The following is a 23,970-nucleotide window of genomic DNA, read 5'->3' as shown; positions in this document are numbered from 1 at the left end:
CGCCGGCCGGTTGCTGAAGAACCGATTCTTCATACGGTCGCCGCAGGGAAGTCGCAACCGCTTCAGAACCAGGACCACATGCGGCGCGGGGCGTCCACGAGCCTGCTGACCGCCACCACCGGCAGCGGAGGCTGCTCGGCCCGGTCCGGACCGAGGCTCAGCGCGTAGTAGATCTGCTCGATGGACGGAGGTCCGACCGCGAGGTTGCGGCGGACCGCGCCCGACGGGGATTCCTGTCCGGCCCGCACGAGGTAGGCCGCGGCCACCGTCCCCGTACGGCCCACTCCCGCACCGCAGTGCACGAACACCGGCCCCGGGGCCGCACCGACGACGCCCAGAAAGCGTCGGACCTGGTGCGGCGTCGGGGTCTGTCCGTCCCGCACGGGCAGCCGTACGACGTCCAGGCCCGCCCTGCGCGGTCCGGCGAGCCGCTCGGCGGACAGGTCCTCGGCGCGCAGGTCGACCACGGTGGTGAAGCCGAGCCGGGCCAGCTCCCGGTAGCCCTCGGGCGAGGGGGCGCCGCCGCGCCAGAGCCCGCCGGCGGCGTCCACCGGCTGGAAGTGGTGGATCCCCCGCACCGGGTGGGTCCCAGCGGGCGGCGGTGTCTGTTCACGCGCCCAGTACGACAGCGCGAGGACGCCCAGGGCGCCGGTGGCCCAGAGGGCGAGATAGCAGAGGCCGAGGGCCGCGAGCGCGCGCGGCAGGGTTCTGCGCAGGGTCCGGCACGGCGTGCGGCGGGAACGGGGCCCGGGCAGCGTGAGGCCGGGTGGCGGCGGGGGCGGTGCGAGGACAGCCATGGGCGACCCGGAGGCTCGGGGACGAGGCGCGCGTCGGCATCGTAACCCCGGGCACCGGCAGCGGGCGGTGCCCTGGAGTCGACAACGGGCGGTGCCCTGGAGTCGACAAGGGGCGGTGCCCGGGAGCGGGCAAGGGGTGGTGGTGCCCTGGCATCGCCCGTTGCCGGTGGCCGGGCGGGCTCAGTCGTCGTCCGCGTCCGCGTCGCCGACACCGACCACCGTGAGGTGCGTACGGTCCAGGCCGGTGTCCTCCAGACAGCCGCGCAGGCGCATACGGTCGTGGTCGCTCAGCGCGGGCCGGACCACTCCGGCGAAGAGCCCGTCGCCCAGTTCGCCGAGGCTGGCGCGGCTCAGTGGTACGGACGTCGAGTCCCGGCAGCGTTCCCAGAGCTGGCGTGCGGCGAGGGACTGCCGTTCGGCGGTCATGCCCGCGCCGCGCATGTCGACCCGCAGGAGCAGGGAGGTCGCCTCGGAGTCCCTCGCCTCCTCCTCGCGGGTCTGCGTGAGGTCGGCGAGCCCGACGACGAGCGCCGCGAGCAGCGCGCTCCCGACCATGCCCGCGACGAGTACGCGCAGGGTACGGCCGCGGTCCCGCCGGGCGCCCGGCGGCGGCAGGTCGTCCAGGTCCGTACCGCCGTCCGGATCGGGGGCGGCCAGGACGGCGAGGCGCCCGGCCAGCCGCCGTTCCGCCGTGGGCCGGGCCGTGGCGGACGCGATCCGCTGCACGAGCCAGGCGAGCCCGGAGAGCAGCACACCGGTGACCATCAGGACCGGTACGAAGACGTGGGTGGGGCTGGCCGGTTCGTCCTCCAGCCAGCGGAACCGGTTCCCGCCCGGACCCGTCGGGGCCTCCTTCTCCCGCAACCGCGCGAGGACGTCCTCCTGCCGCCGGTCGGCGTCACGCATCCGCTCCTCGATCCGCGCGAGCCGCCCGAGCAGCACGATCCCGAGGAGCAGCACCTCGACGACGAGCAGCAACACCCCGCAGAGGATGGCTCGTTGCCACTGCCACCGGTAGAGATAGACGACGACGTACGTACCGGCGCCCGCGGCTGCCGCGCCGCCGAAGAGGTAGGCGACGCGCCTCATCGCGTACCTCGGCCGGGTGAGGGTGAGGGTGAGGGGGAGGGTGAGGGCGAGGGGGCGGATGCGGATGCGGATGCGGATGCGGGGGCGTCCGCGCGTACCTCCTTGTCCGGGGGTGCGTCCCCGTCCGGGGGTGCGTCCCCGTCCGGGGGTGCGTCGCCCTCCGGGTGTACGTCGCCGGTGGCGCCGTCGACCGCGAGGCGGGCGCCCGCCGGGAACCGGCGTACGGCGTCCGTGGCCCCGACGACCGTGGGCAGCCCGAACTCCCGTGCCAGGAGGGCCAGATGGGAGAGAGGGCTGCCGGTCTGCGCTACGAGTCCAGCGAGCCCGGGCAGGAGCGGGGCGAGCGCGGGGTCGAGCGTGCGGACGACGAGCACGGGGTCCGGTGGTCGTGGGCCGGTGCCGTCCCAGGCCGTCCCGGTGGCCCGGCCCCCGGACACGCCCTGTCCCTCGCCCCTGCCCCCGCCGCCTCTGCCGTTCGTGCGCTCGGCGACGACCGTGCCGTTCTCGGCGAGCCGGAACGCGTCGGGCAGCGGTGCCGAAGCGGCCCTTGGCAGCCGTTCCCCGAAATCACCGGGCAGGACGCCGTGTTCGAGCGCGTCGACGAGTTCGGGCCAGTGCAGCAGCCCCACTTTTGATCCGACCGGGGCATGGGCCTGATCCCCGGGCACGGTCAGTCGCCGCGCGGCGTCCCGAACCAGCCGGACCTGAAGCTCCTGAACCCAGCGGACGCGCAGCCGCAGGGACTCACGAGGGGGGAGGGGGAGTGCGGCTGCCGTTGGCCTGATGGGCCCGCCGTCCACCTCTGCGGGACTGACGGGGATAGTGGGGCTGGCGGGGCTCGCCGGGAGTCTCAGGTTGCGGTTCAGGCTGGGAGCCACCAAGGCCAGCACCAGCGGTTGCCGGGCCACCACCTGGTGGTCCGCCGGTACGCCGCGGGCGCGCGCCTCCGCGAGGACGGCGAGGGCCGTACCCGCGGCCGTTCGCGATGCCGGGTTCGATGCCCTGTCCGCGGCCGTCGCCCGGGTCTCGGGCGACAGGGCGCCGGCGAGGGCTTCCTGGGCGTGCAGGGAGACCAGGGCGGTCCGTGTCCAGCGCAAGGCGGCGACGAGTTCGCGACGGGTGAGCCGGTCCGGGGGCGGTGTCTCGGCGAGCCGTCGGTCGACATCGGCGGCGAGGTCCGTCGCGAGACCGGGCAGCGCCGCGGTCAGCCGGCCCACCCGCCACGCGGCGGCCAGCCTGCGGGCACCCGGCGCCGGATTGAGCAGCGCCGCCCATCGATGCCGTGGCGGGACGGCGCCCAGCAGCCGCAGATCCGCCGCGGCCCGCCCGCCGACCGTCGTGACGACCGGCACCGCCCGCAGGTGTCGCCGTGGCGCGGTGCCCCCGATGTCGAGCGCGGCGGCCAGCCCCCGTGCCATGGGCGTCACCCACAAGTCCTGCTCCAACGGCTCCAGTTGATCCGGCAGGGTCTCCGCGACCGGGCCGGGACCGAGCAGTCGTGCCCCGCGCGCGGGCCGCGCCGCCATCGCCGTGATGGGCCGGCTCTGGAACAGCCACAGCCGCCCCGCCGCGTCGAACCCGAACTCGATGTCCTGCGGCCCGCCGAAGACTCCGCGCGCCTGCCGGGCCAGCCGAGCGAGTCGGCGCAGTTCGGCGGACCCGAGCAGCTGTTCGGCGCCCTCGGGGCCGGTGTGCGACAGGCGGCCCCGCCGGGTCAACCAGTAGGTGGTGCCCGGCTGTTCGCCGCTGACCAGTGCGTCGGGTCCGCCTCGCACCGCGCTCACCAGCATCCGGTCGGACCGCCCCTCCAGGGGATCGGCGCCGAACAGCACCCCTCCCACCCGGGCCGTGAGCATGGGCTGGACCAGCACGGCCATCGGTGCGACCGAGCCGTCCGGCCGGTGGGCCGAGTCGAGCACGGTCCGTACGGCCGCACGGAAGTCGTGCCAGCCCCGCACGTCCAGCACGGACGCGAACTGCCCCGCCAGGGACGACTCCTGTGTGTCCTCCTGCGGCGAGGAGGACCGTACGACGAGGGGGAGGGCGCCACCGTCGGAGAGCTGCCGCCAGGCGCGGCGCAGCTGTTCGGAGTCCCCGTCGGCTGACTGCCACGGGCCGCTCTGCCGAGGTTCGCTCTGCCAGGGTTCGCCCTGCCGTGGTTCGCTCTGCCGTGGGTCGTCGTCGGCGCCGTCCGGCGCGGCGGCCCGCGGCCCGTTGCTCCACGGCAGGACGAACCCCGGCAGCACAGGCAGCCCGGCCCTCGCCGCACGGGCGAGATGCGCGGCCTTGGAACCGGCGAGCACGATGCGCGTGGCCTGCGGATCGCTCAAGGGGACGGCGTACGCGGGACGGTGTGCGCCCCGTTCCTCCCCGTCGCACGCACCGTCTTCGTGACGTTCGTCAACCGTCGTCATCGAGCACCCTCCAGGACCGGCCGCCAACAGGGGGGACGCGCGGGGGTGGCCCTGCGCCTGACGGCGGAACGAAGGATGGGGGCGGGTTCTTGCCGGACCGGCCGAAGAAACCGACCGATGAAACGGCCGCGTCAACAACGCGCCTCCTGAAGCGATGATCCCACCGCGTGTTCTCTCGCCGGCCGGCACAGGGTCGGCTTCCGGCCACTTGCCTGATGGCCCCTGAGGAAGGGGTCCTGCCGAGGGGCCAGGGCGCCAGGGCGCCAGAAGGCCAGAAGGCAGGGGGCCCAAGGGACCCAGGGGCCGGGGGCCCGGGGCTTGAGGGCTTACGGAGGTGGCAGCGCGGCGCACAGCGCGTTCAGCGCGGCTCCGTAGGCGTGTTCCGAGGGCGTGGCATAGCCCACGACGAGGCCGTCCGGCGCGGTCATGGCCGCCTCCGGGTGCCGGAACTCCGCGAGCCCGTCCAACGACAGTCCCTGCCACACGGCGGCCTTCACCGCGGACCGCTCACTGCCGGGCGGCAACCGCAGCACCGCGTGGAGCCCGGCCGCGATCCCGGTGACCTCGACGTGCGGCGCCTGCGCGGCGAGCGCCTCGACCAGCCGGTCCCGCCGTCTCCGGTACCGCTGCCGCATCCGCCGTACATGACGGTCGTACGAGCCCGACCCGACGAAGTCCGCGAGCGTCAACTGGTCCGGGACGCTCGCCCACGCCTCCCGCTCGCCCTTGACCGCCAGCACGGCGTCGACGTACCGCTCGGGAAGGACCATCCAGCCCAGCCGCAACGCGGGCGACAGGCTCTTGCTGACCGAACCGATGTGGACGACCCGCTCCGGATCCAGGCCCTGGAGGGCTCCGACGGGCTTGCGGTCGTAACGGAACTCCCCGTCGTAGTCGTCCTCCAGAATCACCCCTCCACGCGCGCGTGCCCAGTCGACGACGGCGGCACGCCGTGCGGGATGCAACGGCCCGCCGGTCGGGAACTGGTGCGCCGGCGTGAGCAGCACCGCCCGCTCCCTGCCCAGTTCATCGACCCGGGCGCCGTCCTCGTCGAGGGCCAGCGGGACGGTTCGTACCCCTGACGCCGTCAACAGCTCCCGATGGAAGGGGAGGCCGTACGCCTCGACGGCCAACGGGCCCCGCAGCACCGCGGGGAAGAGCAGCCGCAGAGCGTGCGCGAACCCCGAACAGATCACGATCCGCCCCGGCTCGGTACGGACCCCACGCGCGCGTGCCAGGTACTCCGCGAGCGCCTCCCGCAGCTCGGGCCGCCCCGCGGGATCACCGGGCCCGAACGCCTCTGCGGGGGCACGCTGAAGAGCCCGCCGATAGGAGGCGAGCCAGGCGGTACGCGGGAACGCCGACGCGTCCGGCGTGCCCTGCCGCAGATCGTGCCGCGGCCCACGCGCGCGTGGCGGAGCCTTCCTGGGTACGCGCTCCTCGGCGCCCAGCGGTTCGGCCCGCTCGGCGACCCGGGTGCCCGACCCCTGGCGCGCCGTCAGCCAGCCCTCCGCGACCAGTTCGGCGTACGCGTCGGCCACCGTGTTGCGCACGACTCCGAGGTCGGCGGCGAGCGAACGGTACGGAGGAAGGCGGGTGCCCGGAGCGAGCCGCCCGCTGCGGATCGCCTCGCGCAGCGCATGGATCAGGGCGGCACGACGACCACCCGGACCGGACAGTTCCAGATGCAGGTCGGCGCCGATGCGCTCCGCCGAATTGACCCATGAATCCGCCATGGAAATGCACCCTACCGGGGGTCGCCGACACCCATAGATTCATCTGCATGACGACGAACAGCACGCACACGACGAACGCGAGCGTTACTGGGACGACTGGGACGACTGGGATGGCTGGGGCGATCGCGTCCCCTGGGGTGGCCGAAAATGGTCACCTCGCCCGACCCGTCCGCCTCGACTTCGCGAAGTCCGCCCCCAAGGTCTTCCGCGCCCTCATCGGCTTCGACGCCGCGGCCCGGGAAGGGCTCGACCCCGCCCTCGTCGAGCTGATCCAGATACGCGCCTCGCATCTCAACCACTGCGCGTACTGCCTCCACATGCACACCAACGACGCGCGCAAGGCAGGCGAGAGCGAGGACCGGCTGCACATGGTCGCGGTGTGGCGCGAGGCCCCGCACTTCTTCTCCGCGCGGGAGCGGGCGGCCCTCGCACTGACGGAGGCGGTCACCCTGGTCGCGGCCGACGGCGTACCGGACGACGTCTACGCCGAGGCCGCCACGCACTTCGACGACCAGGAACTGGCCCGCATCCTGGCCCTGACCTTCGCGATCAACACCTGGAACCGCGTCGCCCTGTCCACGGCGAAGAGGGCGGGCACGGATCAGCGCTGAGTGCTGCCGGCTGAGTGCTGCCGGGGGAGGGGAGGGGCTTGCTGCGCGTGGAGGGTTGAGGGCTGAGGGCTTGGGGTTTGGGGCTTGGGGGCGCAGGCTAGGCCGTCATGGGGCGGTCGTGCGGCCCGATCGGTGCGGGCAGCCGCGAGTCGCCCGTCAGCCGGCGGTCCACCGCTGCCGCCACCGCCCGGCCCTCGGCGATCGCCCACACGATGAGCGACTGGCCGCGCGCCGCGTCCCCGGCGGCGTACACCCCCGGCACATTGGTCGCGAAGTCCGCGTCCCGGGTGATCGTGCCGCGCGGGCCGAGGGCGAGGCCGAGCTGGTCGACGAGCCCGTCGGAGCGGTCGGGGCCCGAGAACCCGAGCGCCAGCAGCACGAGGTCGGCGGGCAGCGCGCGCTCGCTGCCGGGACGCGGCCGGCGGTCGGCGTCGACCTCGACTAGATGCAGCGAAGACACCCGGCCGGACGCGTCCCCCGTGAAGCGGAGCGTGGACGCCGCGAAGAGCCGGGCGTCCGCGTCGGCCGCGGGCGAGGTCTCCAGGGCCCCGGCCTCCTCGTGCGCGGCCGACAACCGGTAGATCTTCGGGTACACCGGCCACGGCTCGGAGTCCTCGTCGCGCTCCGCACCGGGCTGTGCGTAGATGTCCAGCTGGGTCACGGACTTCGCGCCCTCGCGCACCGCCGTACCCAGACAGTCGGCCCCGGTGTCACCACCGCCGACGATCACGACATCCCTGCCCGCCGCGGACAACGGAGACGCCTCCAGGTCCCCCTCACACACCCGGTTGGCCAGCGGCAAATACTCCATCGCCTGATGGATACCGCTCAACTCCCTTCCCTCCACAGTCAGTTCACGCCACGCCGTGGCGCCCACGGCGAGGACGACCGCGTCATGGCGCGCTCGCAGCTCGGCCGCCCCGATGTCCCGCCCGACGGCGGTCGACGTACGGAACTTCGTACCCTCCGCCCGCATCTGCGTGATCCGCCGCTCCAGATGCCGCTTCTCCATCTTGAACTCGGGGATGCCGTACCGCATCAGCCCCCCGATCCGGTCGTCGCGCTCGTACACGACGACGGTGTGCCCGGCCCGGGTCAGCTGCTGCGCCGCCGCCAGTCCCGTCGGACCCGAGCCGATCACCGCGACGCTCCGCCCCGACAACCGGTCCGGCGGCTGCGGCGGCGCGAACCCGTCCGCCCAGGCCCGGTCGGCGATGGCGACCTCGACGTTCTTGATGGTGACCGCGGGCTGGTTGATCGCCAGCACACAGCCCGCCTCGCACGGCGCGGGGCACAGCCGCCCGGTGAACTCGGGAAAATTGTTCGTCGCGTGCAACCGGTCGCTCGCCCCGCGCCAGTCGTCGCGCGCCACCAGGTCGTTCCACTCGGGGATCAGATTGCCCAGCGGGCAGGCGTCGTGACAGAAGGGGATGCCGCAGTCCATGCACCGGTCGGCCTGTGTCCGGACGATCGGCAGCAGTGCCCCGGGGACGTACACCTCGTCCCAGTCACGGACCCGGTCCTCGACGGGCCGACGCGGCCATTCCTCGCGGGAGGAGTTCAGGAAACCCTTGGGATCGGCCATGGCCGTACCCCTCACGTACACGCACGGGGCCCCGTACGGCGCTCACCACCGTCTCGGCTCCACCCTCTCCGACGCCGTCGTCGGGGCGGTGGGCCGCGAGGCCTGTTGGCAGACTCTTCCCGCCACGATACGACGCCACGGCCGCGCCCGCCCCAGGTGGACGCCGCCCCGCGTCCTCAGGTCAGCGCCAGCAGGTACAGGGCCGCTCCCACCGCCGCGGCGACCATCCGTATGTGGTTCCACATCGACCACTCGCTCACATACGTGGGCCAGTACGCGATGGCCTCCGGTGTGCCGGGGTCCATCTCGGCCAGTTTGTTGTTGCGCGGGACGTTCGCCGCGATCGTGACCCCGAAACAGCCGAACAGATACAGCGCGCTGCCCAGCAGCAGCTCCACCCTTCCCTCGTCGGGCCACAGCACGAAGGTGACCACCGCGATCACGGCGCACACTGCGGTCGACCCGAGGAACACGAGCATGAACGCCGGCATCAGCGCGGTCACATTGATCGCCTGCATCGCCGCGACACCCTGCGCCGGCGGCAGCGAGGCCAGTCCCTTCATCACGAACGTCGAGAACGCGCAGAACACCCCGGCCACCAGCCCGGTGCCGAGCACGCCCACCACGGTGAGCACGAAGTACGGTCCCTCGATCATGGCAACTCCCGCGTAAGCAGAACCACTGGTCAACAACTCGCGCACCGTTCCCGAAACCGTGAGGGCCGGACCACCCCGAACCTCAAGATCCTGCCCGGCACCCCCTGTCACCACAAGTGAAATGCCGGACGGTGAAGGCGGCCATGGCCGAGGTGCTCGACACCATGTCCAGGCGTCTCGGACCCACCGCCGTCAGTCGCCCTCCCCCTCCCTGATCGGCCCGCCCTCCCGCCAGCCCGCCAGCGTCACCTCGACCGCGGCGGCGATCCGACGACGGGCCTCATGGCGCGCTACACCGTCCATCAACAACTGGTCGTACGGAGTCTCCGTGTGCCGCACCGCCGCGCGTACGGCCGAGACCACCGCGGCTTCGGACAGCGCCCGCCCGGCGGCGCTGCGCCCCACCCGCCCGCTGCCCCGCACCGAGGCGTGTGCGGCGATCGCGTGCGCCCGGTCGGCCGGACAGCCGGGAAACAGCCGCCGGATGTTCCGCGCGAACGCGTCAGTGAACCGCACATCCTCCACAGCTCGCCGCCGCGCGTCCCGCAGCCTGCGCCGCCGTCTCGCCTCCGCGTCCGCCAGGCACCGCTGCTCCGCCCGTGCGAGGGCCGCCTCCTCGACCAGCACCCCCTGTCGCTCGTACCGGCTCCGCCGCCGGTTGAACCGCACCACGACCGCCGACAGCCCGCTCTCCTCCCGCGACCTCCGCGTCAACGCCGTGTCACCCCGGGGCAGGAACACCAGATGCCCGAGGTCGGCGCAGTCGAGGCATCTCGGCGTCCCCTCCTCCATGACCAGCAGCGGGAGCGGCCCACGCCGGCACTCGCCGCAGTGCCGCCTCTTCAACGGCTGGACGACAAGAGGCCCGGTGCGGGGCGGGGGAGCAGCCATGGTCGCCATAAGCGGTTCCTTCCCGAACGGCACCCGCCCGCACGCCGACTCGCGCACCCCTTCTCCTCCCGCCGCCCCACCGCTCGTCACGCCCAATCGATGCCGCCGAACAGCTCCGTACGGGCACGCGGTCGCCGTACGGGTGTGCCCGCCCGGCATCATGGGCCGTGTGCGACTCGAAGCGATCACCTGGGACCGGCTCGGCGACCTCATCGCCGAGCGCCTGCTCGAACTGAAGCCGGCCGACGGCAGCCCCTGGCCGCGCATCGCCTTCGACGGGGCCCCGGCGGCCCGCCCCGGTGACCTCGCCGAACGCGTCGCCGAGGCCCTTCGTCCACGCGGTCGCTCCGCCCTGGTCGTCGGCACGGAGGGCTATCTGCGGCCCGCCTCGCTCCGGTTCGAGTACGGCCGCCAGGACGTGGACACCTACTACGACGGCTGGTTCGACACCGGCGCCCTGTGGCGAGAGGTCTTCGGCCATCTGGAACCCGACGGTGACGGGCGCGTCCTGCCCGACCTCCTGGACCCGGCGACCGACCGAGCAACCCGCACCCCCTACGTCCAACTCCCGCCCGGCGCACTGCTGTTGCTGCATGGACCGCTGCTCCTCCACCATTGGTTCCCCTTCGACTTCACTGTCCATGTACGCCTCTCACCGGCCGCACTGCGCCGCCGCACCCCGGAGGGCGAGCACTGGACGCTCCCCGCGTACGAGCGGTACGAGACCGAGACGGCTCCGGGCGACACGGTCGATGTCCTGGTGCGGGCGGACGACCCACGTCATCCGGCGTGGAACGGCGGAAGAGAGGCGTGAGGCGTGTGCCGAGGGACGGGACGGGGCGTCAGGCCGAAGCCGTGGCCGTCCGGGTGCGTATCTCTCCGTACCCGGCGAGAATGTAGGGCGCCGGGACTAGCGGTGCGTCTCCGCGCCGCGCCGGCCGTCCGGCACCGGGAGGTACTACATGACCACCGCCGGAGACATCATGCACCGCGGCGCCCAGTGGATCCCCGCTCACGAGACCCTTGACCGGGCGGCACAGCTGATGCGTGAACTCAAGGTGGGCGCCCTGCCCATCAGCGACGAGAACGAACGGCTCTGCGGCATCCTCACGGACCGCGACATCGTGATCGGCTGTGTGGCCATGGGCCACGACCCGGCCCGCGTCACCGCGGGCGAGATGGCCAAGGGAACCCCGCGCTGGATCGATGCGAACGCCGACGTCAGCGACGTACTCGGTGAAATGCAGGAACATCAGATCCGTCGCCTCCCTGTGATCGAGAACAAGCGCCTGGTCGGAATGATCAGCGAGGCCGACCTGGCCTCGCATCTGACTGACGGGCAACTCGCGAGCTGGGTCGAGAGCGTCTACGCGAAGAGCGACTCGCGCTGAGGGGTCGGGCACTCCGTCAGCGGATGCCTCCGTGTACTACAGGCACTACAGGCACTAAGTGCACTACGCGCACCACGGGCCACCGTGAACTCCCGCTCGTCCGGCGAGCCGTGCCGGACGAGCGCGGTCACAGCCAGCCGTTCCGCTTGAATCCCCGGTAGAGGGTGAAGCACGCGACTGCGATCACGCCGACCGCCAAGGGATACCCGAACTTCCAGTGCAGCTCCGGCATGTGCTCGAAGTTCATGCCGTAGACACCGCAGACCATCGTCGGCACGGCGATCAGCGCGGCCCACGCCGTGATCTTCCGCATGTCCTCGTTCTGCGCCACGCTCACCTGCGCGAGGTGCGCCTGCAGGATCGAGTTGAGCAGTTCGTCGAACGCGGCTATCTGCTCGGCGGCCCGCAGCTGGTGGTCGGAGACGTCCCGGAAGTAGGCCTGTATCTCCGGGTCGATCACCCGTATCGGCCGCGTGGCGAGATCCATGATCGGTCGGCCCAACGGGACCACCGCCCGCTTCAGCTCCAGGAGTTCACGCTTGAGCTGATAGATGTGCCCGGGGTCGGCCCGCGCGCCGTCCGCCGCGAACACGGCCGTCTCGACCTCGTCGATGTCCTCCTGCACGGAGGCCGTGACATTCAGATAGTCGTCCACCACGTGGTCCGCGATGGCGTGCAGTACGGCGGCCGGCCCCTTGGTGAGCTGCTGGGGATTGGCCTCCAGCTCCTCGCGCAGCGGGCCCAGCGAACCGTGCCGACCGTGCCGGACCGTCACCACGAAGTCCCGGCCCACGAACACCATGATCTCGCCGGTGTTCACCACCTCGCTGGTCGCGGTCAGTTCGGTGTGCTCGACGTAGCAGACCGTCTTGAACACCGCGAACAGCGTGTCGCCGTACCGCTCCAGCTTCGGGCGCTGGTGGGCGTCCACCGCGTCCTCGACCGCCAGCGGGTGCAGGTCGAAGAGCTCGGCGATACCCGCGAACTCCACCTCGGTCGGCTCGTGCAGCCCCAGCCAGACGAAACCGCCGTCGGCCTTGCGGACCCGCTCCACCGTCTCGACCAGATCGCGGCCGGCGGGGACCCTGGCCCCTTCCTCGTACGCCACGCAGTTCACCACCGCGGAGCCCAGCGGTGACCGGGCGGGGTGACTCAGGTCGACACGGGCACGCCGTCGTGTCAGCCGTGCCACTTTGCGGAGGCCGCCGACCCTGCTCAGGCTCGTGACCTTCCGCAGATTCCCTGCCATGGACATCTGGATCTCCCTGCGTGGATCTCCTCGCGCCGCACTCTGCGCCTTGCCGCGGCCAGTCTGCCAGGATGTTTCGACGGCCGGTTCGGCCTGTGGGAACGGAACATTCCGCTCCGGAAACTCGCGGTCGTGGCGGAGCGAAGTCGTCTCCGGTGACACCGGCCCCTCGCGTGCGACGCGCCCACATCGGGAGCGTCGACCCTCCGGAGAAAGCCTGGCAAATGGGATGATCGGGGCATGACGCGAACCGACGGACACCTCCTCGACAACCGCCAGCCCGGGGCGGGGCAGCGATTCGACGCCCTCGCCGCTCTCTTCGACCCCACGACGTTCCGGCACATGGAACGGTTCGGCATCGGATCCGGCTGGCGCTGCTGGGAGGTGGGAGCGGGCGGCATGTCGGTGGTGTCCTGGCTCGCCAAGCGGGTCGGTCCCACCGGCCGGGTCTTCGCGACCGACCTCGACACCTCCTGGGCACCCCTGGCCGTGCGGCCGCCGATTCAGCTGCGCGTCCACGACGTGGGCGTCGACGAGCCGCCGGCCGAGGGTTTCGACCTCGTGCACGCCCGGCTCGTTCTCGCACATGTGCCGGACAGGGACCGGGCGTTGCGCACGATGATCAGGGCGCTGCGGCCCGGCGGCCGGCTCCTGGTCGAGGACGCCGATCCCACCCTGCAGCCGCTGGCCTGCCCGGACGAGCGGGGACCCGAGCAGCAGCTGGCCAACCGGGTGCGCCGAGCGATGCGCGACGTGCTCGCCGAGCGGGGCGCCGAACTCTCCTACGGGCGGCGGCTTCCCCGGCTGCTCCGCGAGGCCGGACTGCGGCAGGTCGAGGCGGACGCGTACTTTCCGCTCACCTCGCCCGCCTGCGGGGCCCTGGAGTCCGCGACGGTCGGCGAGGTCCGCGATCAGCTCGTCACGGCGGGCCTCGCCACCGACCAGGACATCGACCAGCACCTGGCGAACGTGGCCGCGGGCGGCATGGACCTGGCCACGGCACCGCTGATCTCGGCATGGGGGCGCAAGGTGTAGTGCCGTGTGAGGGGATGTCGCGCAGCGGCGGTCGGGCTATGCCTCCGCGCCCGGCGTGCCCGGCGCTTTCGCCTCCCGACCGTCCGGCCTGCCGCCGACCTGCTCCACCGCCCTGGCCCCGGCCCGGCATCCCTCGGCGGTCGCCTCCTCCGGTCGGCGACCCGCGAGCAGAGCGGCCAGGAAGGCTCCGGTGAAGGCGTCGCCGGCGCCCGTGGTGTCGACGGGCGTCGCCGCCACCGCCGGAACCCGGGCCCGGACCGCCCCCGACCGGGCGACGAGGGCTCCGGCATCGCCCTGCTTGACCACCACCAGCGGAAAGTGGCGGCTCAACTTGGCCGCCGCGTCCGCCGTATCGGGCAGGCCCGTCAGCAGACGGGCCTCGTCCCGGCTCGGCAGCAGCACGTCGACCCCCTCGGCGAGCGAGAGGAACCGGTCCACCCCCAGTTCGGCGAGGAACCCCGCCGACGCGGGATCCACGCTCACCGGTACTCCACGCGCGCGTGCCGACTCCACCGCCACCGACACCAGCGCCCGGCACGGCTCGGAGAAGAACAGATAGCCCGACAGATGCAGCCGTGCGACACCGTCGAGCAGCGCGGGAGACCAGTCGTCGGCGTCCAGGCGCAGGGAAGCGCCGCTGTCCGTGAGGAAGGTGCGTTCCGCCGAGGCACCCGCGTCCACCAGGCAGATCACCGTCCCGGTCGGTGCCCGCGGGTCGACGACCAGGAGGGGACGCACCCCGGAAGCGACCAGCTCCCGCTCGTGCCACGCTGCCGAGTCGGCGCCCACCCGGCCGAGGAACCGCACCTCCGTACCGGGTCGACGGGCCGCCCAGCACGCGACGTTGGCGCCCGCACCGCCCGGCACGGTCCGTACGGCCGCGGCCGTGTCGGTGCCCGGAGCGAGAGGCCCGCGATGCCGGGCGACGACGTCGGTGATGACATCACCGACGACTAGGAGGGCCCCGCCGGACCCCTCGGCCCCGCCTGTCCCATGGGCTCCCGTCACACCTGTGCCCAGGCCGCCGCGATCCGCCCCGCGAGCCGTACGTTGCCGCGTACCGCCGCCAGATTGGCCTCAAGTGATGCCCCGTCGGTGTGGCGCACCAGATGGTCGAGCAGGAACGGCGTGACCGCCTGGCCGCTCACACCCTCCGCCTCGCACGCGTGCAGGGCGTCGGCGAGTACGCGCGCGTGCAGTGCGGGATCCAGCTGCTGCGCCTCGGGTACGGGATTGGCGACGATCAGTGCCGCCGCGGGCCCGTCCAGTGTGTCCTGCGCGCGCATGACGGCCGCGACCTCGCCCGGCGACTCCAGCGTCCACTCCACAGGGTGTCCGGAGTCCGACAGGTAGAAGCCGGGAAAGCGGTCGGTGCTGTATCCGGCGACCGCGACACCCAGCGTCTCCAGGCGCTGAAGGGTCGCAGGCACGTCCAGGATCGACTTCACACCCGCGCACACCACGGTGATGCGGGTACGCGCGAGGAGCCCCAGGTCGGCGGACTCGTCCTGCGTCAGCGTCCACTCCCGGTGTACGCCTCCGAGGCCGCCCGTGGCGAACACCCGTACCCCGGCCTGTGCGGCCAGCAGTGCTGTCGCCGAGACCGTGGTCGCCCCGCTGGCCCCGGTGGCGATCGCCAGGGGCAGATCGCGATGGCCCAGCTTGCGGATGCCGTCCTCGTTGGCGATCCGCTCCACCTGTTCCTTGTCGAGGCCCACACGGGGCTGCCCGTCGAGCACGGCGATCGTCGCCGGAACGGCGCCCTCCTGGCGTACGGCGTCCTCCAGCTCCAGCGCCACCTGCAGATTGCGCGGACGCGGCAGCCCGTGCGCGATGATCGTGGACTCCAGTGCCACCACGGGCCGACCCGTGGCGAGCGCCTCCCGAACCTTTTCGGACACCATCAGCACGCGTGTGCCTCCTGTCTGTCGGTTCTCCTCTCATCCCTGGCGGGCGGCGCGCCCGGCCAAACCCCTGCGCACACCCGAGGTACGAAAAGGGGTGCCCACGCGCGCGTGGGCACCCCTTTTCGTCCTGCGGCAGCGCTCAGACAGGCCGTACGCCGGTCAGCGCGCCATGCGGGTCGAGGACGTACTTACGGCTGGCGCCCTGGTCGAACTCGGCGTAGCCGCGCGGAGCGTCCTCCAGACCGATCACCGTCGCGTTGACGGCCTTGGCGATGTGCACCCGCTCGTGGAGGATCGCCTTCATCAGCCCCCGGTGGTACTGCATCACCGGGCACTGACCTGTGGTGAGGCGGTGGCTCTTCGCCCACCCCAGGCCGAGCCGCACCTTGAGCGTGCCGGTCCGTGCGTCCTGGTCGACCCCACCGGGATCGTCCGTGACGTACAGGCCAGGGATGCCCAGCGAGCCGCCCGCGCGCGTGAGGCCCATCAGCGAGTTGAGGACCGTGGCGGGCGCCTCCGGGGCGTCGGGGCCGTGGGCCCGTGCCTCGAAGCCGACCGCGTCGACGGCCACGTCCACCTCCGGCTCGCCCAGGATCTGGTCGATCTGCTCGCCCACGTCGCCCTGGCTGACGTCGACCGTCTCGCAGCCGAAGCTCCGGGCCTGCGCGAGGCGTTCGGCGTTGAGGTCGCCGACGATGACCACGGCGGCGCCGAGCAGCTGCGCCGAGGCCGCGGCGGCGAGACCGACCGGCCCCGCACCGGCCACGTACACCGTCGAGCCGACCCCGGCGCCCGCGCTCACCGCGCCGTGGAAGCCCGTCGGGAAGATGTCCGACAGCATGGTCAGGTCGAGCAGCTTCTCCCGCGCCTGGTCCCGGTCCGGGAACCGCAGCAGATTGAAGTCCGCGTACGGGATCATCGCGTACTCCGCCTGACCGCCGACCCAGCCGCCCATGTCGACGTAGCCGTAAGCGGCACCGGGGCGGGCCGGGTTGACGTTCAGACAGATGCCGGTCTTGCGCTCCTTGCAGTTGCGGCACCGCCCGCAGGCGATGTTGAAGGGCACCGAGACGATGTCCCCGACTTCGAGGAACTCGACGTCCGGGCCCCGTTCGATGACCTCTCCGGTGATTTCGTGCCCGAGGACGAGCCCCTCGGGCGCGGTCGTACGGCCGCGCACCATGTGCTGGTCACTGCCGCAGATGTTGCTGGCGAGTACTTTCAGGATGACTCCGTGCCGGCACTTGCGGCCGATGTTCGCGGACGCCACCCCTGGTCCGTCCTGCAGTTCGAGCGTCGGGTGGTCGATGGTCCTGACTTCCACCGCGCCCGGCTTGAGATACGCGACTGCCCTGTTCCCGCTCATACGTGATCGCCGTCCCTTCGGCCCCCGTGCCTTCGGATGCCAATGGCTGTGCGCAGGGCGGAGTCTGCTACCGGCGAACCGTTCCGGCCAGCCTTCGCGCGGGCCCCATCGGGCACATCACGGACGGGACCTTCTGCGCCGGGTGAACAGCGCCAGCGCGCCGAGCGGCAGCAACAGGCACGCGGCGACGGCGTTCAGCCAGCCGTAACTCGCCTGGGCGACGACGAGCCCCGCGGCGGCCCCGCCGAGTCCCGCCGAGGTGTTCATCGTCAGGTCGGAGAGTCCCTGCGCGGCGGCGCGCGCGGGCTGGGGCACGGAGTCGGTCAGGAGCGCGGAGCCGGAGACGAGACCGGCGGACCAGCCGAGCCCCAGCAGGAACAGCCCGGCGGCGGTCTGCCGGTGATCGGCGCCCGCGGTACCCGCGAGGAGGGCCGCACAGGCCAGCAGGGCCATGGCCAGGCCTATCCCCGAGAGCCGCCCGAACCGGTCGGACAGCCGCCCCATCAGGGGCGAGAACGCGTACATCCCCGCGATGTGCACGCTGATGACCAGCCCGATCAGATCGATGCCCGCCCCGTGGTGGCCGAGGTCCAGCGGTGTCATCGACATGACCGAAACCATCGCCGTGTGCGACACGGCCACCGTCACCAGAGCCAGCCGCGCACGCGGGGACGCCCGGACGGCGGCCGCCCCCGCCCTGATGGACCGCGCCGCGGGGGACCGCTCCTCGACCGGCGCCAGCGCGCGGGCGGTGAGCAGCGGATCGGGCCGCAGCAGCACCGCGACCAGCAGCGCCGATATGAGGAACACCCCGGCCGCCCACACGAAGGGGCCCGCTGCCTCCGGTATGCCGAGCCCGGAGACGCTGCTGCCCGCGGGCGCCGCGATGTTGGGGCCGAGGACCGCGCCGATCGTCGTGGCCCACACGACGTTCGAGATGGCCCGCGCCCGTCGCTCCGGCTCGGCCAGATCGGCGGCCGCGAACCGCGCCTGCAGATTCGCCGACGAGGCCGCGCCGAAACCCGCCATGCCGACCAGCAGCAGCGGGAAGCTGTCCATGACCGCGCCCGCCACCACGATCCCGGCTCCCAACGCGCCGATGAGGTAGGCCAGCACGAGCCCCGGCCGGCGACCGCGCGCGGTCATCAGGGCGGCCAGCGGCACCGAGAGCACCGCCGTGCCGGTGACGGTCGCGGTGGGTGCGAGCCCGGCGAGCGACTCCGTACCGGCGACTTCCTGGGCCAGGACCACGGCCAGCGCGATGCCCGTGGCCACGCCGAGCCCGCCGAGGATCTGACTGGCGATGAGCACGGCGGAGGTCCGGCGCCGCAGCGCGGGCAGTCCGGCCGCGTCGACGGGCACGTCGACCGGCCGCTCGACAGCGGTCACCGCGAACACGCCCCAGCGAGCGGAGCGAGGGCGCGCACACCGCCCGGATCCGCGAACCGCACCGGGTCGGACGCGTACACACGAGTGAAGTCGGGCGTGGTCATCGGCGCAGTCTCCCCCTTCGTCCTGAGCCCAGGACACCCCCACGACAACGGCGGCGGCCTCGAAGCCGAGCCCTTCGTGGTGCCCTCGGCCCTAGAACAACGGCTCCGGCAGCACCCCTTCCAGTGCCAGCAGCTTCCGCTTGGTCTCCACGCCGCCCCCGAACCCGCCGATGCCGCCGTCCCTCTCCACGACCCGGTGACAGGGGACGACGACCGGCAGCGGATTGGCTCCCATGGCCATCCCCACCGCCTGGGCCGCCCCCGGCTGACCGACGCGCCGCGCCAGGTCGCCGTACCCCACCACCGCCCCGTACGGAACGCCCGACGCCAGCTCGCGCAGCACCTGGCGGTTGAAGCCGGAGATCAGGGACCAGTCCAGGGGCAGCTCGAAGTCGCGGCGCTCGCCCGCGAAGTACGCCGCGAACTGACGTATCGCCTCGGCCAGCAGCGGGGACTCCGGTGCTTCGACGGGCTCGGCGGCGAACCGCGATCCGAGCCGCTCCAGGGTCTTGTCGCGCACCTCGTCCGTGGCGTGGAAGACCACGCTGACCAGGCCCTCGCCGGTCGCCGCCAGCAGCAGCGGGCCGATGTCGCTGTCGACGACGGCCCACACCACCCGCTGCTCGTTCTGCCCATGGCTGTTCATGCGCTCCACGGTACGGCGCACCACTGACAACGCCGGGGCGTGGACGCATACGGACGCCGGTGGCGCGGACACGTACAGGCGTCCGTGCCACCGGCGACGAGCGGTCGTAGACGGTGGGCTGGCGACGCGCGGTCGGCCCGTGGGCTCAGCCCTCGCGAAGCGCCTTCCGCACCACGTCGGGCTTGTTCGTGATGATGCCGTTCACGCCGAGACCCGTGACACGCCGTGTGTCCGCGGCGGTGTCGACGGTCCAGGTGAAGATCTCCAGCGGCTTGCCGTGCGGCCCTTCGAGCGCGTGGATCGACGCGACGTACCCGCGGGAGATCGTCGTGTGCGACGAGTTGATCTGGTCGGCGAACCGCGCGTACGCGGGCAGCTCCGCGACCGACGGGGTGCCCAGGAAGCCCGTCTTGATGTCGGGCCGCAGGGCGTGCACCCTGCGCACACTGTCCGCACTGAAGCTCTGGATCACGAGCTTGCGCCGTACATGGGCCGGGCCCAGCCAGCCCTCGTTGCTGAGGGTCTTGAGGGTCTCCCGCTCGATGCCCGGGTACAGCTCGGGGTTCTTGATCTCCAGAACGAGCTTCTGGTGGTTGCGCGAGACCCGGTTCATGTACTGCTTCAGTGTCGGGACGCGCGCGCCCTTGTAGCGGGCGCTGAACCAGCTGCCCGCGTCCAGGCGGGCGATCTCCGCGGCGGTGAAGTCCTTCACCTTCCAGGGGGCCCTCTTGGGGAAGACCTCCTCCACATCGGTCGTGCGGGCCAGGCTGTCGTCGTGGATCACGACGAGCTTGCCGTCCTTGGTGCGCTGGACGTCGTTCTCGACCCAGGTGAAGCCGAGACGGGCGGCCCGGTCGATGGCGGCGAGGGTGTTCTCGGGGGCTTGGGCCGAGGCTCCGCGGTGTGCGATGACCACGGGCTGGTCGGTGCTCCCGGCCGCGTGAGCGATGGGGGCGGGGAGAACGACGGCGGCTCCCAGGAGCGCGGTGGTCGTGGCGGCGGCAGCGCGCGCGTGCATGCGTACTCCTAGCGTCTGCGATCACGGACGGTCTCAGAGTGACAGCAGACGGTCAACTTTAGGGGGGTACAGGATGGCCATAAATTGAATGGAGTTGCCCAAGCCCGATCACGTGTGCCGCACAACTGGGGCAAGGTCGTGATTCTTTGCCGGAAAATCGTTCGACCGTTCAGGTGCGAGTCATACTCTCTGCGACAACCCTGGTCGCTGCGGCGCTCCTGGGGCGGGGGCGTTTCACGGAATTCCGGGATGTAACAGGGCGGAAAGGCAACCGCGCATGCAGGGCACGGTCGACGGATTCAGCTACGGACTCGTCACGCCTCTCGTGGCGTACCTGATGGCGTGTCTCGGCGGAGCGCTCGGACTGCGCTGCACCACGAGGTCGATGCTCGTCACCCGTTCCTGGCGGCCCGGCTGGCTCGCTCTCGGCTCCGCGGCGATCGGCTCCGGCATCTGGACCATGCACTTCATCGCGATGATGGGGTTCTCCGTCCGGGAGACCCCGGTGAACTACGACATGCTGATGACCTTCGCGAGTCTCGGCGTCGCGATCGTCATGGTCGGCATCGGGATCTTCATCGTCGGATACCGGGGAGCCTCCGGAACGGCCCTGTTCACCGGGGGCACCATCACCGGACTCGGCGTCGCCTCCATGCACTACCTGGGCATGGCCGGAATGCGCCTCAACGGCAAGCTGGAGTACAACACCCTCACCGTCGCCGCCTCGGTCGTCATAGCCGTCGCCGCCGCCATCGCGGCCCTGTGGGCGGCGGGCCAGGTCCGCGGCTTCCTGTGGAGCGTGGGCGCGAGCCTCGTCATGGGCCTCGCCGTCAGCGGTATGCACTACACGGGAATGGCCGCCCTCAGCGTCCATCTGCACGGCGCCACCAGCGCCCCCGCCGGGGACTCGCCCGCCTCCCTGCTGGCGCCCCTGATGATCGGCCCGCTGGCCTTCCTGCTGCTCGCCGGCGTCGTCGTGATGTTCGACCCGCTCATGGTCATGGGCAAGCCCGACTGGAGCGCCGCCGAGCAGAAGCCCGGCATCCCGGCCCACACGGTCCACCCCACCCGACGCGGGCACGTGCCCGGCCCCCGCTCCCGCCACCACGACGATTCACGGACCCCGCAGAACTGGTGAGAGGACCCCGTTGTCAGTGCGGGGTCGTACGGTTGATTCCATGCGGCCCGTATCCAAGATCGAACGCACGGTGGCGCCTTTCGAGGTCGTCAGTCCCTTCCAGCCCAGCGGCGACCAGCCCGCTGCCATCGCTGACCTTGAGCGGCGCATCCTCGCAGGCGAGAAGGATGTCGTCCTCCTCGGTGCCACCGGCACCGGAAAGTCCGCGACCACCGCGTGGATGATCGAGAAGCTCCAGCGCCCCACCCTCGTGATGGCGCCGAACAAGACGCTGGCCGCCCAGCTCGCCAACGAGTTCCGAGAGCTCCTGCCGAACAACGCGGTCGAGTACTTCGTCTCGTACTACGACTACTACCAGCCCGAGGCCTACGTCCCGCAGTCGGACACCTACATCGAGAAGGACTCCTCGATCAACGAGGAGGTGGAGCGACTGCGTCACTCCGCCACCAACTCGCTGCTCACCCGACGCGACGTCGTCGTGGTCGCCTCGGTCTCCTGCATCTACGGCCTGGGCACGCCGCAGGAGTACGTGGACCGCATGGTCAACCTCAAGGTCGGCGACGAGATCGACCGCGATGACCTTCTCCGCCGCTTCGTCGACATCCAGTACACGCGCAACGACCTGGCCTTCACCCGCGGCACCTTCCGCGTCCGCGGCGACACCATCGAGATCTTCCCGGTCTACGAGGAGCTGGCCGTCCGCATCGAGATGTTCGGTGACGAGATCGAGGCCCTGTCCACACTGCACCCGCTCACCGGCGAGATCATCACCGACGACCAGCAGCTCTACATCTTCCCGGCGACCCACTACGTAGCGGGGCCCGAGCGCCTGGAGCGCGCCGCCAACGACATCGAGAAGGAACTGGGCGAGCGCCTGGCCGAGCTGGAGAAGCAGGGCAAGCTCCTGGAGGCGCAGCGGCTGCGCATGCGTACGACGTACGACCTGGAGATGCTCCGCCAGATCGGCTCCTGCTCCGGCGTCGAGAACTACTCGATGCACTTCGACGGCCGCGAGCCCGGCTCCCCGCCGAACACGCTGCTCGACTACTTCCCGGACGACTTCCTGCTCGTCATCGACGAGTCGCACGTCACGGTGCCCCAGATCGGCGCGATGTACGAGGGCGACGCCTCCCGCAAGCGGACCCTCGTCGACCACGGCTTCCGGCTGCCCTCCGCCCTGGACAACCGCCCCCTGAAGTGGGAGGAGTTCCAGCAGCGCATCGGACAGGCCGTCTACCTGTCGGCGACACCCGGCAAGTACGAGCTCTCGCGCGGGGACGGCTTCGTCGAGCAGATCATCCGCCCCACCGGCCTCATCGACCCCGAGGTCGTGGTCAAGCCCACCGAGGGCCAGATCGACGACCTGGTGCACGAGATCCGCAAGCGCACCGAGAAGGACGAGCGCGTCCTGGTCACCACGCTCACCAAGAAGATGGCCGAGGACCTCACCGACTACTTCCTGGAAATGGGCATCCAGGTCCGGTACCTGCACAGTGACGTCGACACCCTGCGCCGCGTCGAACTGCTGCGTGAGCTGCGCGCCGGTGAGTACGACGTCCTGGTCGGCATCAACCTCCTCAGGGAGGGCCTCGACCTGCCCGAGGTCTCCCTGGTGTCGATCCTCGACGCCGACAAGGAGGGCTTCCTGCGCTCCGGCACCTCGCTGATCCAGACCATCGGCCGCGCGGCACGCAACGTGTCCGGTCAGGTCCACATGTACGCCGACAAGATCACCCCGGCGATGGAGAAGGCCATCGACGAGACCAACCGCCGCCGGGAGAAGCAGGTCGCGTACAACACGGAGCGGGGCATCGACCCCCAGCCCCTCCGCAAGAAGATCAACGACATCGTGGCGCAGATCGCCCGCGAGGACGTCGATACGGAACAGCTGCTCGGCTCGGGCTACCGCAAGTCGAAGGACGGCAAGAGCGCCAAGGCCCCCGTGCCCGCGCTGGGGTCCAAGGCGGCCAAGGGAGCCAGGTCCGGCAAGGACAAGGCGACCGTGCCGACCGATCGCCCCGCGGCGGAACTGACGGGGCAGATCGAGGAGATGACGGAGCGGATGCGTGCCGCTGCCGCGGACCTGCAGTTCGAGATCGCCGCGCGGCTGCGTGACGAGGTCTCGGAGATGAAGAAGGAGCTGCGGCAGATGAAGGAGGCCGGGATCGCCTGACGCCAGGCCACCGCGCAGTGTTGCAAGACCGACACAAAGTGTGCACCGGGCTTCGAGGCTGTCAGTGGCTCTGCGTAGGCTTGCTGGTCAACCGCAGGATTCTGCGGCAACAGGGGAGACAGTCCGAGAAGGGAACAGCGCGTGACGGTCAACATGACCAAGGGTCAGGCCATCAGTCTGCAGAAGAACGACGGAGGCACGCTGACCGCGGTGCGCATGGGGCTCGGCTGGCAGGCCGCCCCGCGACGTGGCCTGTTCGGTTCCCGCACCCGCGAGATCGACCTCGACGCGTCCGCCGTGCTGTTCGCCGACAAGCAGCCGGTCGACGTGGTGTTCTTCCGTCACCTCGTCAGCGACGACGGCTCCGTGCGGCACACCGGTGACAACCTCGTCGGCGGTGTGGGCCAGGGCGGCGACGACGAGGCGATCCTCGTCGACCTCGCGCGCATCCCGGTCCACATCGACCAGATCGTCTTCACCGTGAACTCGTTCACGGGCCAGACGTTCCAGGAGGTGCAGGACGCGTTCTGCCGTCTGGTCGACGAGACCAACGGCCAGGAGCTGGCCCGCTACACCCTGGCCGGCGGCGGGCAGTACACCGCGCAGATCATGGCGAAGGTGCACCGCGCGGGCGCGGGCTGGCAGATGACGGCCCTCGGTACGCCCGCCAACGGCCGTACCTTCCAGGACCTGATGCCGGCGATCCTGCCGCACCTGTAGTCACGTCCGGCCAGCCGGCCCGTGCGCCGGCGCACGAGTACACAGGGGGAACGAA

The 23,970-nt window shown here is 71.6% G+C and carries 21 protein-coding genes; 7 read left to right on the top strand and 14 right to left on the bottom strand.

Annotated elements, in window-relative coordinates:
• Nucleotides 1-62: 62 nt before the first annotated feature.
• The 4 genes from ACZ60E_RS23965 to pdxR all read right to left on the bottom strand — a co-directional run bounded on the left by ACZ60E_RS23965 (nt 63) and on the right by pdxR (nt 6,036).
• Nucleotides 63-797, bottom strand: coding sequence for a protein tyrosine phosphatase family protein (locus ACZ60E_RS23965; protein WP_469442971.1), 735 nt, complete (start codon nt 795-797; stop codon nt 63-65).
• Between the two features lie 180 nt (nt 798-977).
• Nucleotides 978-1,886 carry a hypothetical protein gene (locus tag ACZ60E_RS23960; protein WP_469442970.1) on the bottom strand — a complete coding sequence of 303 codons (909 nt, stop codon included), beginning with the start codon at nt 1,884-1,886 and terminating at the stop codon, nt 978-980.
• Nucleotides 1,883-4,216, bottom strand: coding sequence for a PEP/pyruvate-binding domain-containing protein (locus ACZ60E_RS23955; protein WP_469442969.1), 2,334 nt, complete (start codon nt 4,214-4,216; stop codon nt 1,883-1,885). Before ACZ60E_RS23955 ends, ACZ60E_RS23960 begins: the two co-directional genes overlap by 4 nt.
• Nucleotides 4,217-4,626: 410 nt before the next feature.
• A complete protein-coding gene (pdxR, locus tag ACZ60E_RS23950; RefSeq protein WP_469442967.1) occupies nt 4,627-6,036 on the bottom strand; it encodes a MocR-like pyridoxine biosynthesis transcription factor PdxR in 1,410 nt (469 codons plus the stop codon).
• A gap of 47 nt (nt 6,037-6,083) precedes the next feature.
• Here pdxR and ACZ60E_RS23945 point away from each other — a divergent pair, with 47 nt between their 5' ends.
• A complete protein-coding gene (locus ACZ60E_RS23945) occupies nt 6,084-6,647 on the top strand; it encodes a carboxymuconolactone decarboxylase family protein (RefSeq protein WP_469442965.1) in 564 nt (187 codons plus the stop codon).
• Nucleotides 6,648-6,744: 97 nt separating this feature from the next.
• Here the strand turns inward: ACZ60E_RS23945 and ACZ60E_RS23940 are convergent, their stop codons facing one another.
• From ACZ60E_RS23940 to ACZ60E_RS23930, 3 genes are all read right to left on the bottom strand, one after another.
• The gene (locus ACZ60E_RS23940; protein WP_469442964.1) at nt 6,745-8,232 is read right to left on the bottom strand and encodes a glutamate synthase subunit beta; all 1,488 of its coding nucleotides are present in this window, start codon (nt 8,230-8,232) and stop codon (nt 6,745-6,747) included.
• A gap of 176 nt (nt 8,233-8,408) precedes the next feature.
• Entirely contained in the window at nt 8,409-8,888 is a 480-nt protein-coding gene (locus ACZ60E_RS23935) for an anthrone oxygenase family protein (protein WP_384809637.1), read from the bottom strand.
• 192 nt (nt 8,889-9,080) lie between these two features.
• Nucleotides 9,081-9,788: a DUF2293 domain-containing protein gene (locus ACZ60E_RS23930; RefSeq protein WP_469442962.1), complete on the bottom strand. Its 708-nt coding sequence runs from the start codon at nt 9,786-9,788 to the stop codon at nt 9,081-9,083.
• A 151-nt stretch (nt 9,789-9,939) separates the two neighbouring features.
• Between ACZ60E_RS23930 and ACZ60E_RS23925 the strand changes: the two genes are divergently transcribed.
• Both ACZ60E_RS23925 and ACZ60E_RS23920 read left to right on the top strand, forming a co-directional pair.
• A complete protein-coding gene (locus ACZ60E_RS23925; protein WP_384809682.1) occupies nt 9,940-10,593 on the top strand; it encodes a nucleoside/nucleotide kinase family protein in 654 nt (217 codons plus the stop codon).
• Nucleotides 10,594-10,741: 148 nt separating this feature from the next.
• Nucleotides 10,742-11,170 carry a CBS domain-containing protein gene (locus ACZ60E_RS23920; RefSeq protein WP_384809633.1) on the top strand — a complete coding sequence of 143 codons (429 nt, stop codon included), beginning with the start codon at nt 10,742-10,744 and terminating at the stop codon, nt 11,168-11,170.
• 127 nt (nt 11,171-11,297) lie between these two features.
• On the opposite strand, the gene ACZ60E_RS23915 is transcribed toward ACZ60E_RS23920, so the two are convergent.
• Nucleotides 11,298-12,425, bottom strand: coding sequence for a magnesium and cobalt transport protein CorA (locus tag ACZ60E_RS23915; RefSeq protein ID WP_384809631.1), 1,128 nt, complete (start codon nt 12,423-12,425; stop codon nt 11,298-11,300).
• Nucleotides 12,426-12,659: 234 nt separating this feature from the next.
• Here ACZ60E_RS23915 and ACZ60E_RS23910 point away from each other — a divergent pair, with 234 nt between their 5' ends.
• On the top strand, nt 12,660-13,454 hold the full coding sequence (locus ACZ60E_RS23910; RefSeq protein ID WP_469442959.1) for a methyltransferase domain-containing protein: 795 nt from the start codon (nt 12,660-12,662) through the stop codon (nt 13,452-13,454).
• Nucleotides 13,455-13,490: 36 nt separating this feature from the next.
• Here the strand turns inward: ACZ60E_RS23910 and ACZ60E_RS23905 are convergent, their stop codons facing one another.
• The 6 genes from ACZ60E_RS23905 to ACZ60E_RS23880 all read right to left on the bottom strand — a co-directional run bounded on the left by ACZ60E_RS23905 (nt 13,491) and on the right by ACZ60E_RS23880 (nt 19,884).
• Nucleotides 13,491-14,462: a carbohydrate kinase family protein gene (locus tag ACZ60E_RS23905; protein ID WP_469442957.1), complete on the bottom strand. Its 972-nt coding sequence runs from the start codon at nt 14,460-14,462 to the stop codon at nt 13,491-13,493.
• Complete coding sequence (locus ACZ60E_RS23900; RefSeq protein WP_469443158.1) at nt 14,459-15,358, bottom strand: pseudouridine-5'-phosphate glycosidase; 900 nt, start codon at nt 15,356-15,358, stop codon at nt 14,459-14,461. The genes ACZ60E_RS23905 and ACZ60E_RS23900 overlap by 4 nt, the downstream gene beginning before the upstream one ends.
• A 142-nt stretch (nt 15,359-15,500) precedes the next feature.
• Nucleotides 15,501-16,727, bottom strand: a complete 1,227-nt coding sequence (gene fdhA, locus ACZ60E_RS23895) for a formaldehyde dehydrogenase, glutathione-independent (RefSeq protein ID WP_384809625.1) — start codon at nt 16,725-16,727, stop codon at nt 15,501-15,503.
• 117 nt (nt 16,728-16,844) lie between these two features.
• Nucleotides 16,845-18,116 carry an MFS transporter gene (locus ACZ60E_RS23890; protein ID WP_469442955.1) on the bottom strand — a complete coding sequence of 424 codons (1,272 nt, stop codon included), beginning with the start codon at nt 18,114-18,116 and terminating at the stop codon, nt 16,845-16,847.
• 195 nt (nt 18,117-18,311) lie between these two features.
• On the bottom strand, nt 18,312-18,866 hold the full coding sequence (locus ACZ60E_RS23885; RefSeq protein ID WP_469442954.1) for a methylated-DNA--[protein]-cysteine S-methyltransferase: 555 nt from the start codon (nt 18,864-18,866) through the stop codon (nt 18,312-18,314).
• 145 nt (nt 18,867-19,011) lie between these two features.
• Entirely contained in the window at nt 19,012-19,884 is an 873-nt protein-coding gene (locus ACZ60E_RS23880) for a glycerophosphodiester phosphodiesterase (protein WP_469442952.1), read from the bottom strand.
• Nucleotides 19,885-20,161: 277 nt separating this feature from the next.
• Between ACZ60E_RS23880 and ACZ60E_RS23875 the strand changes: the two genes are divergently transcribed.
• The 3 genes from ACZ60E_RS23875 (at nt 20,162) to ACZ60E_RS23865 (ending at nt 23,915) form a co-directional block, all read left to right on the top strand.
• Nucleotides 20,162-21,022: an MHYT domain-containing protein gene (locus ACZ60E_RS23875; RefSeq protein WP_210883660.1), complete on the top strand. Its 861-nt coding sequence runs from the start codon at nt 20,162-20,164 to the stop codon at nt 21,020-21,022.
• 40 nt (nt 21,023-21,062) lie between these two features.
• Nucleotides 21,063-23,195 (top strand): excinuclease ABC subunit UvrB, encoded by a 2,133-nt coding sequence (gene uvrB, locus ACZ60E_RS23870; protein WP_469442951.1) that lies wholly within the window; start codon nt 21,063-21,065, stop codon nt 23,193-23,195.
• 141 nt (nt 23,196-23,336) lie between these two features.
• A complete protein-coding gene (locus tag ACZ60E_RS23865; RefSeq protein WP_055615261.1) occupies nt 23,337-23,915 on the top strand; it encodes a TerD family protein in 579 nt (192 codons plus the stop codon).
• Nucleotides 23,916-23,970 lie beyond the last annotated feature (55 nt).

The sequence above is a fragment of the Streptomyces sp. NPDC102514 genome (assembly GCF_055584525.1).
This window is presented reverse-complemented; position numbering and strand designations above follow the sequence as displayed.

Bases quoted from the DNA above. Each gene is read 5' to 3' on its own strand.
- ACZ60E_RS23965 (WP_469442971.1), bottom strand. From the start codon at position 797: ATGGCTGTCCTCGCACCGCCCCCGCCGCCACCCGGCCTCACGCTGCCC.
- ACZ60E_RS23960 (WP_469442970.1), bottom strand. From the start codon at position 1,886: ATGAGGCGCGTCGCCTACCTCTTCGGCGGCGCGGCAGCCGCGGGCGCC.
- pdxR (WP_469442967.1), bottom strand. From the start codon at position 6,036: ATGGCGGATTCATGGGTCAATTCGGCGGAGCGCATCGGCGCCGACCTG.
- ACZ60E_RS23945 (WP_469442965.1), top strand. From the start codon at position 6,084: ATGACGACGAACAGCACGCACACGACGAACGCGAGCGTTACTGGGACG.
- ACZ60E_RS23940 (WP_469442964.1), bottom strand. From the start codon at position 8,232: ATGGCCGATCCCAAGGGTTTCCTGAACTCCTCCCGCGAGGAATGGCCG.
- ACZ60E_RS23935 (WP_384809637.1), bottom strand. From the start codon at position 8,888: ATGATCGAGGGACCGTACTTCGTGCTCACCGTGGTGGGCGTGCTCGGC.
- ACZ60E_RS23930 (WP_469442962.1), bottom strand. From the start codon at position 9,788: ATGGCGACCATGGCTGCTCCCCCGCCCCGCACCGGGCCTCTTGTCGTC.
- ACZ60E_RS23925 (WP_384809682.1), top strand. From the start codon at position 9,940: ATGGGCCGTGTGCGACTCGAAGCGATCACCTGGGACCGGCTCGGCGAC.
- ACZ60E_RS23920 (WP_384809633.1), top strand. From the start codon at position 10,742: ATGACCACCGCCGGAGACATCATGCACCGCGGCGCCCAGTGGATCCCC.
- ACZ60E_RS23915 (WP_384809631.1), bottom strand. From the start codon at position 12,425: ATGTCCATGGCAGGGAATCTGCGGAAGGTCACGAGCCTGAGCAGGGTC.
- ACZ60E_RS23910 (WP_469442959.1), top strand. From the start codon at position 12,660: ATGACGCGAACCGACGGACACCTCCTCGACAACCGCCAGCCCGGGGCG.
- ACZ60E_RS23900 (WP_469443158.1), bottom strand. From the start codon at position 15,358: ATGGTGTCCGAAAAGGTTCGGGAGGCGCTCGCCACGGGTCGGCCCGTG.
- fdhA (WP_384809625.1), bottom strand. From the start codon at position 16,727: ATGAGCGGGAACAGGGCAGTCGCGTATCTCAAGCCGGGCGCGGTGGAA.
- ACZ60E_RS23885 (WP_469442954.1), bottom strand. From the start codon at position 18,866: ATGAACAGCCATGGGCAGAACGAGCAGCGGGTGGTGTGGGCCGTCGTC.
- ACZ60E_RS23880 (WP_469442952.1), bottom strand. From the start codon at position 19,884: ATGCACGCGCGCGCTGCCGCCGCCACGACCACCGCGCTCCTGGGAGCC.
- ACZ60E_RS23875 (WP_210883660.1), top strand. From the start codon at position 20,162: ATGCAGGGCACGGTCGACGGATTCAGCTACGGACTCGTCACGCCTCTC.
- uvrB (WP_469442951.1), top strand. From the start codon at position 21,063: ATGCGGCCCGTATCCAAGATCGAACGCACGGTGGCGCCTTTCGAGGTC.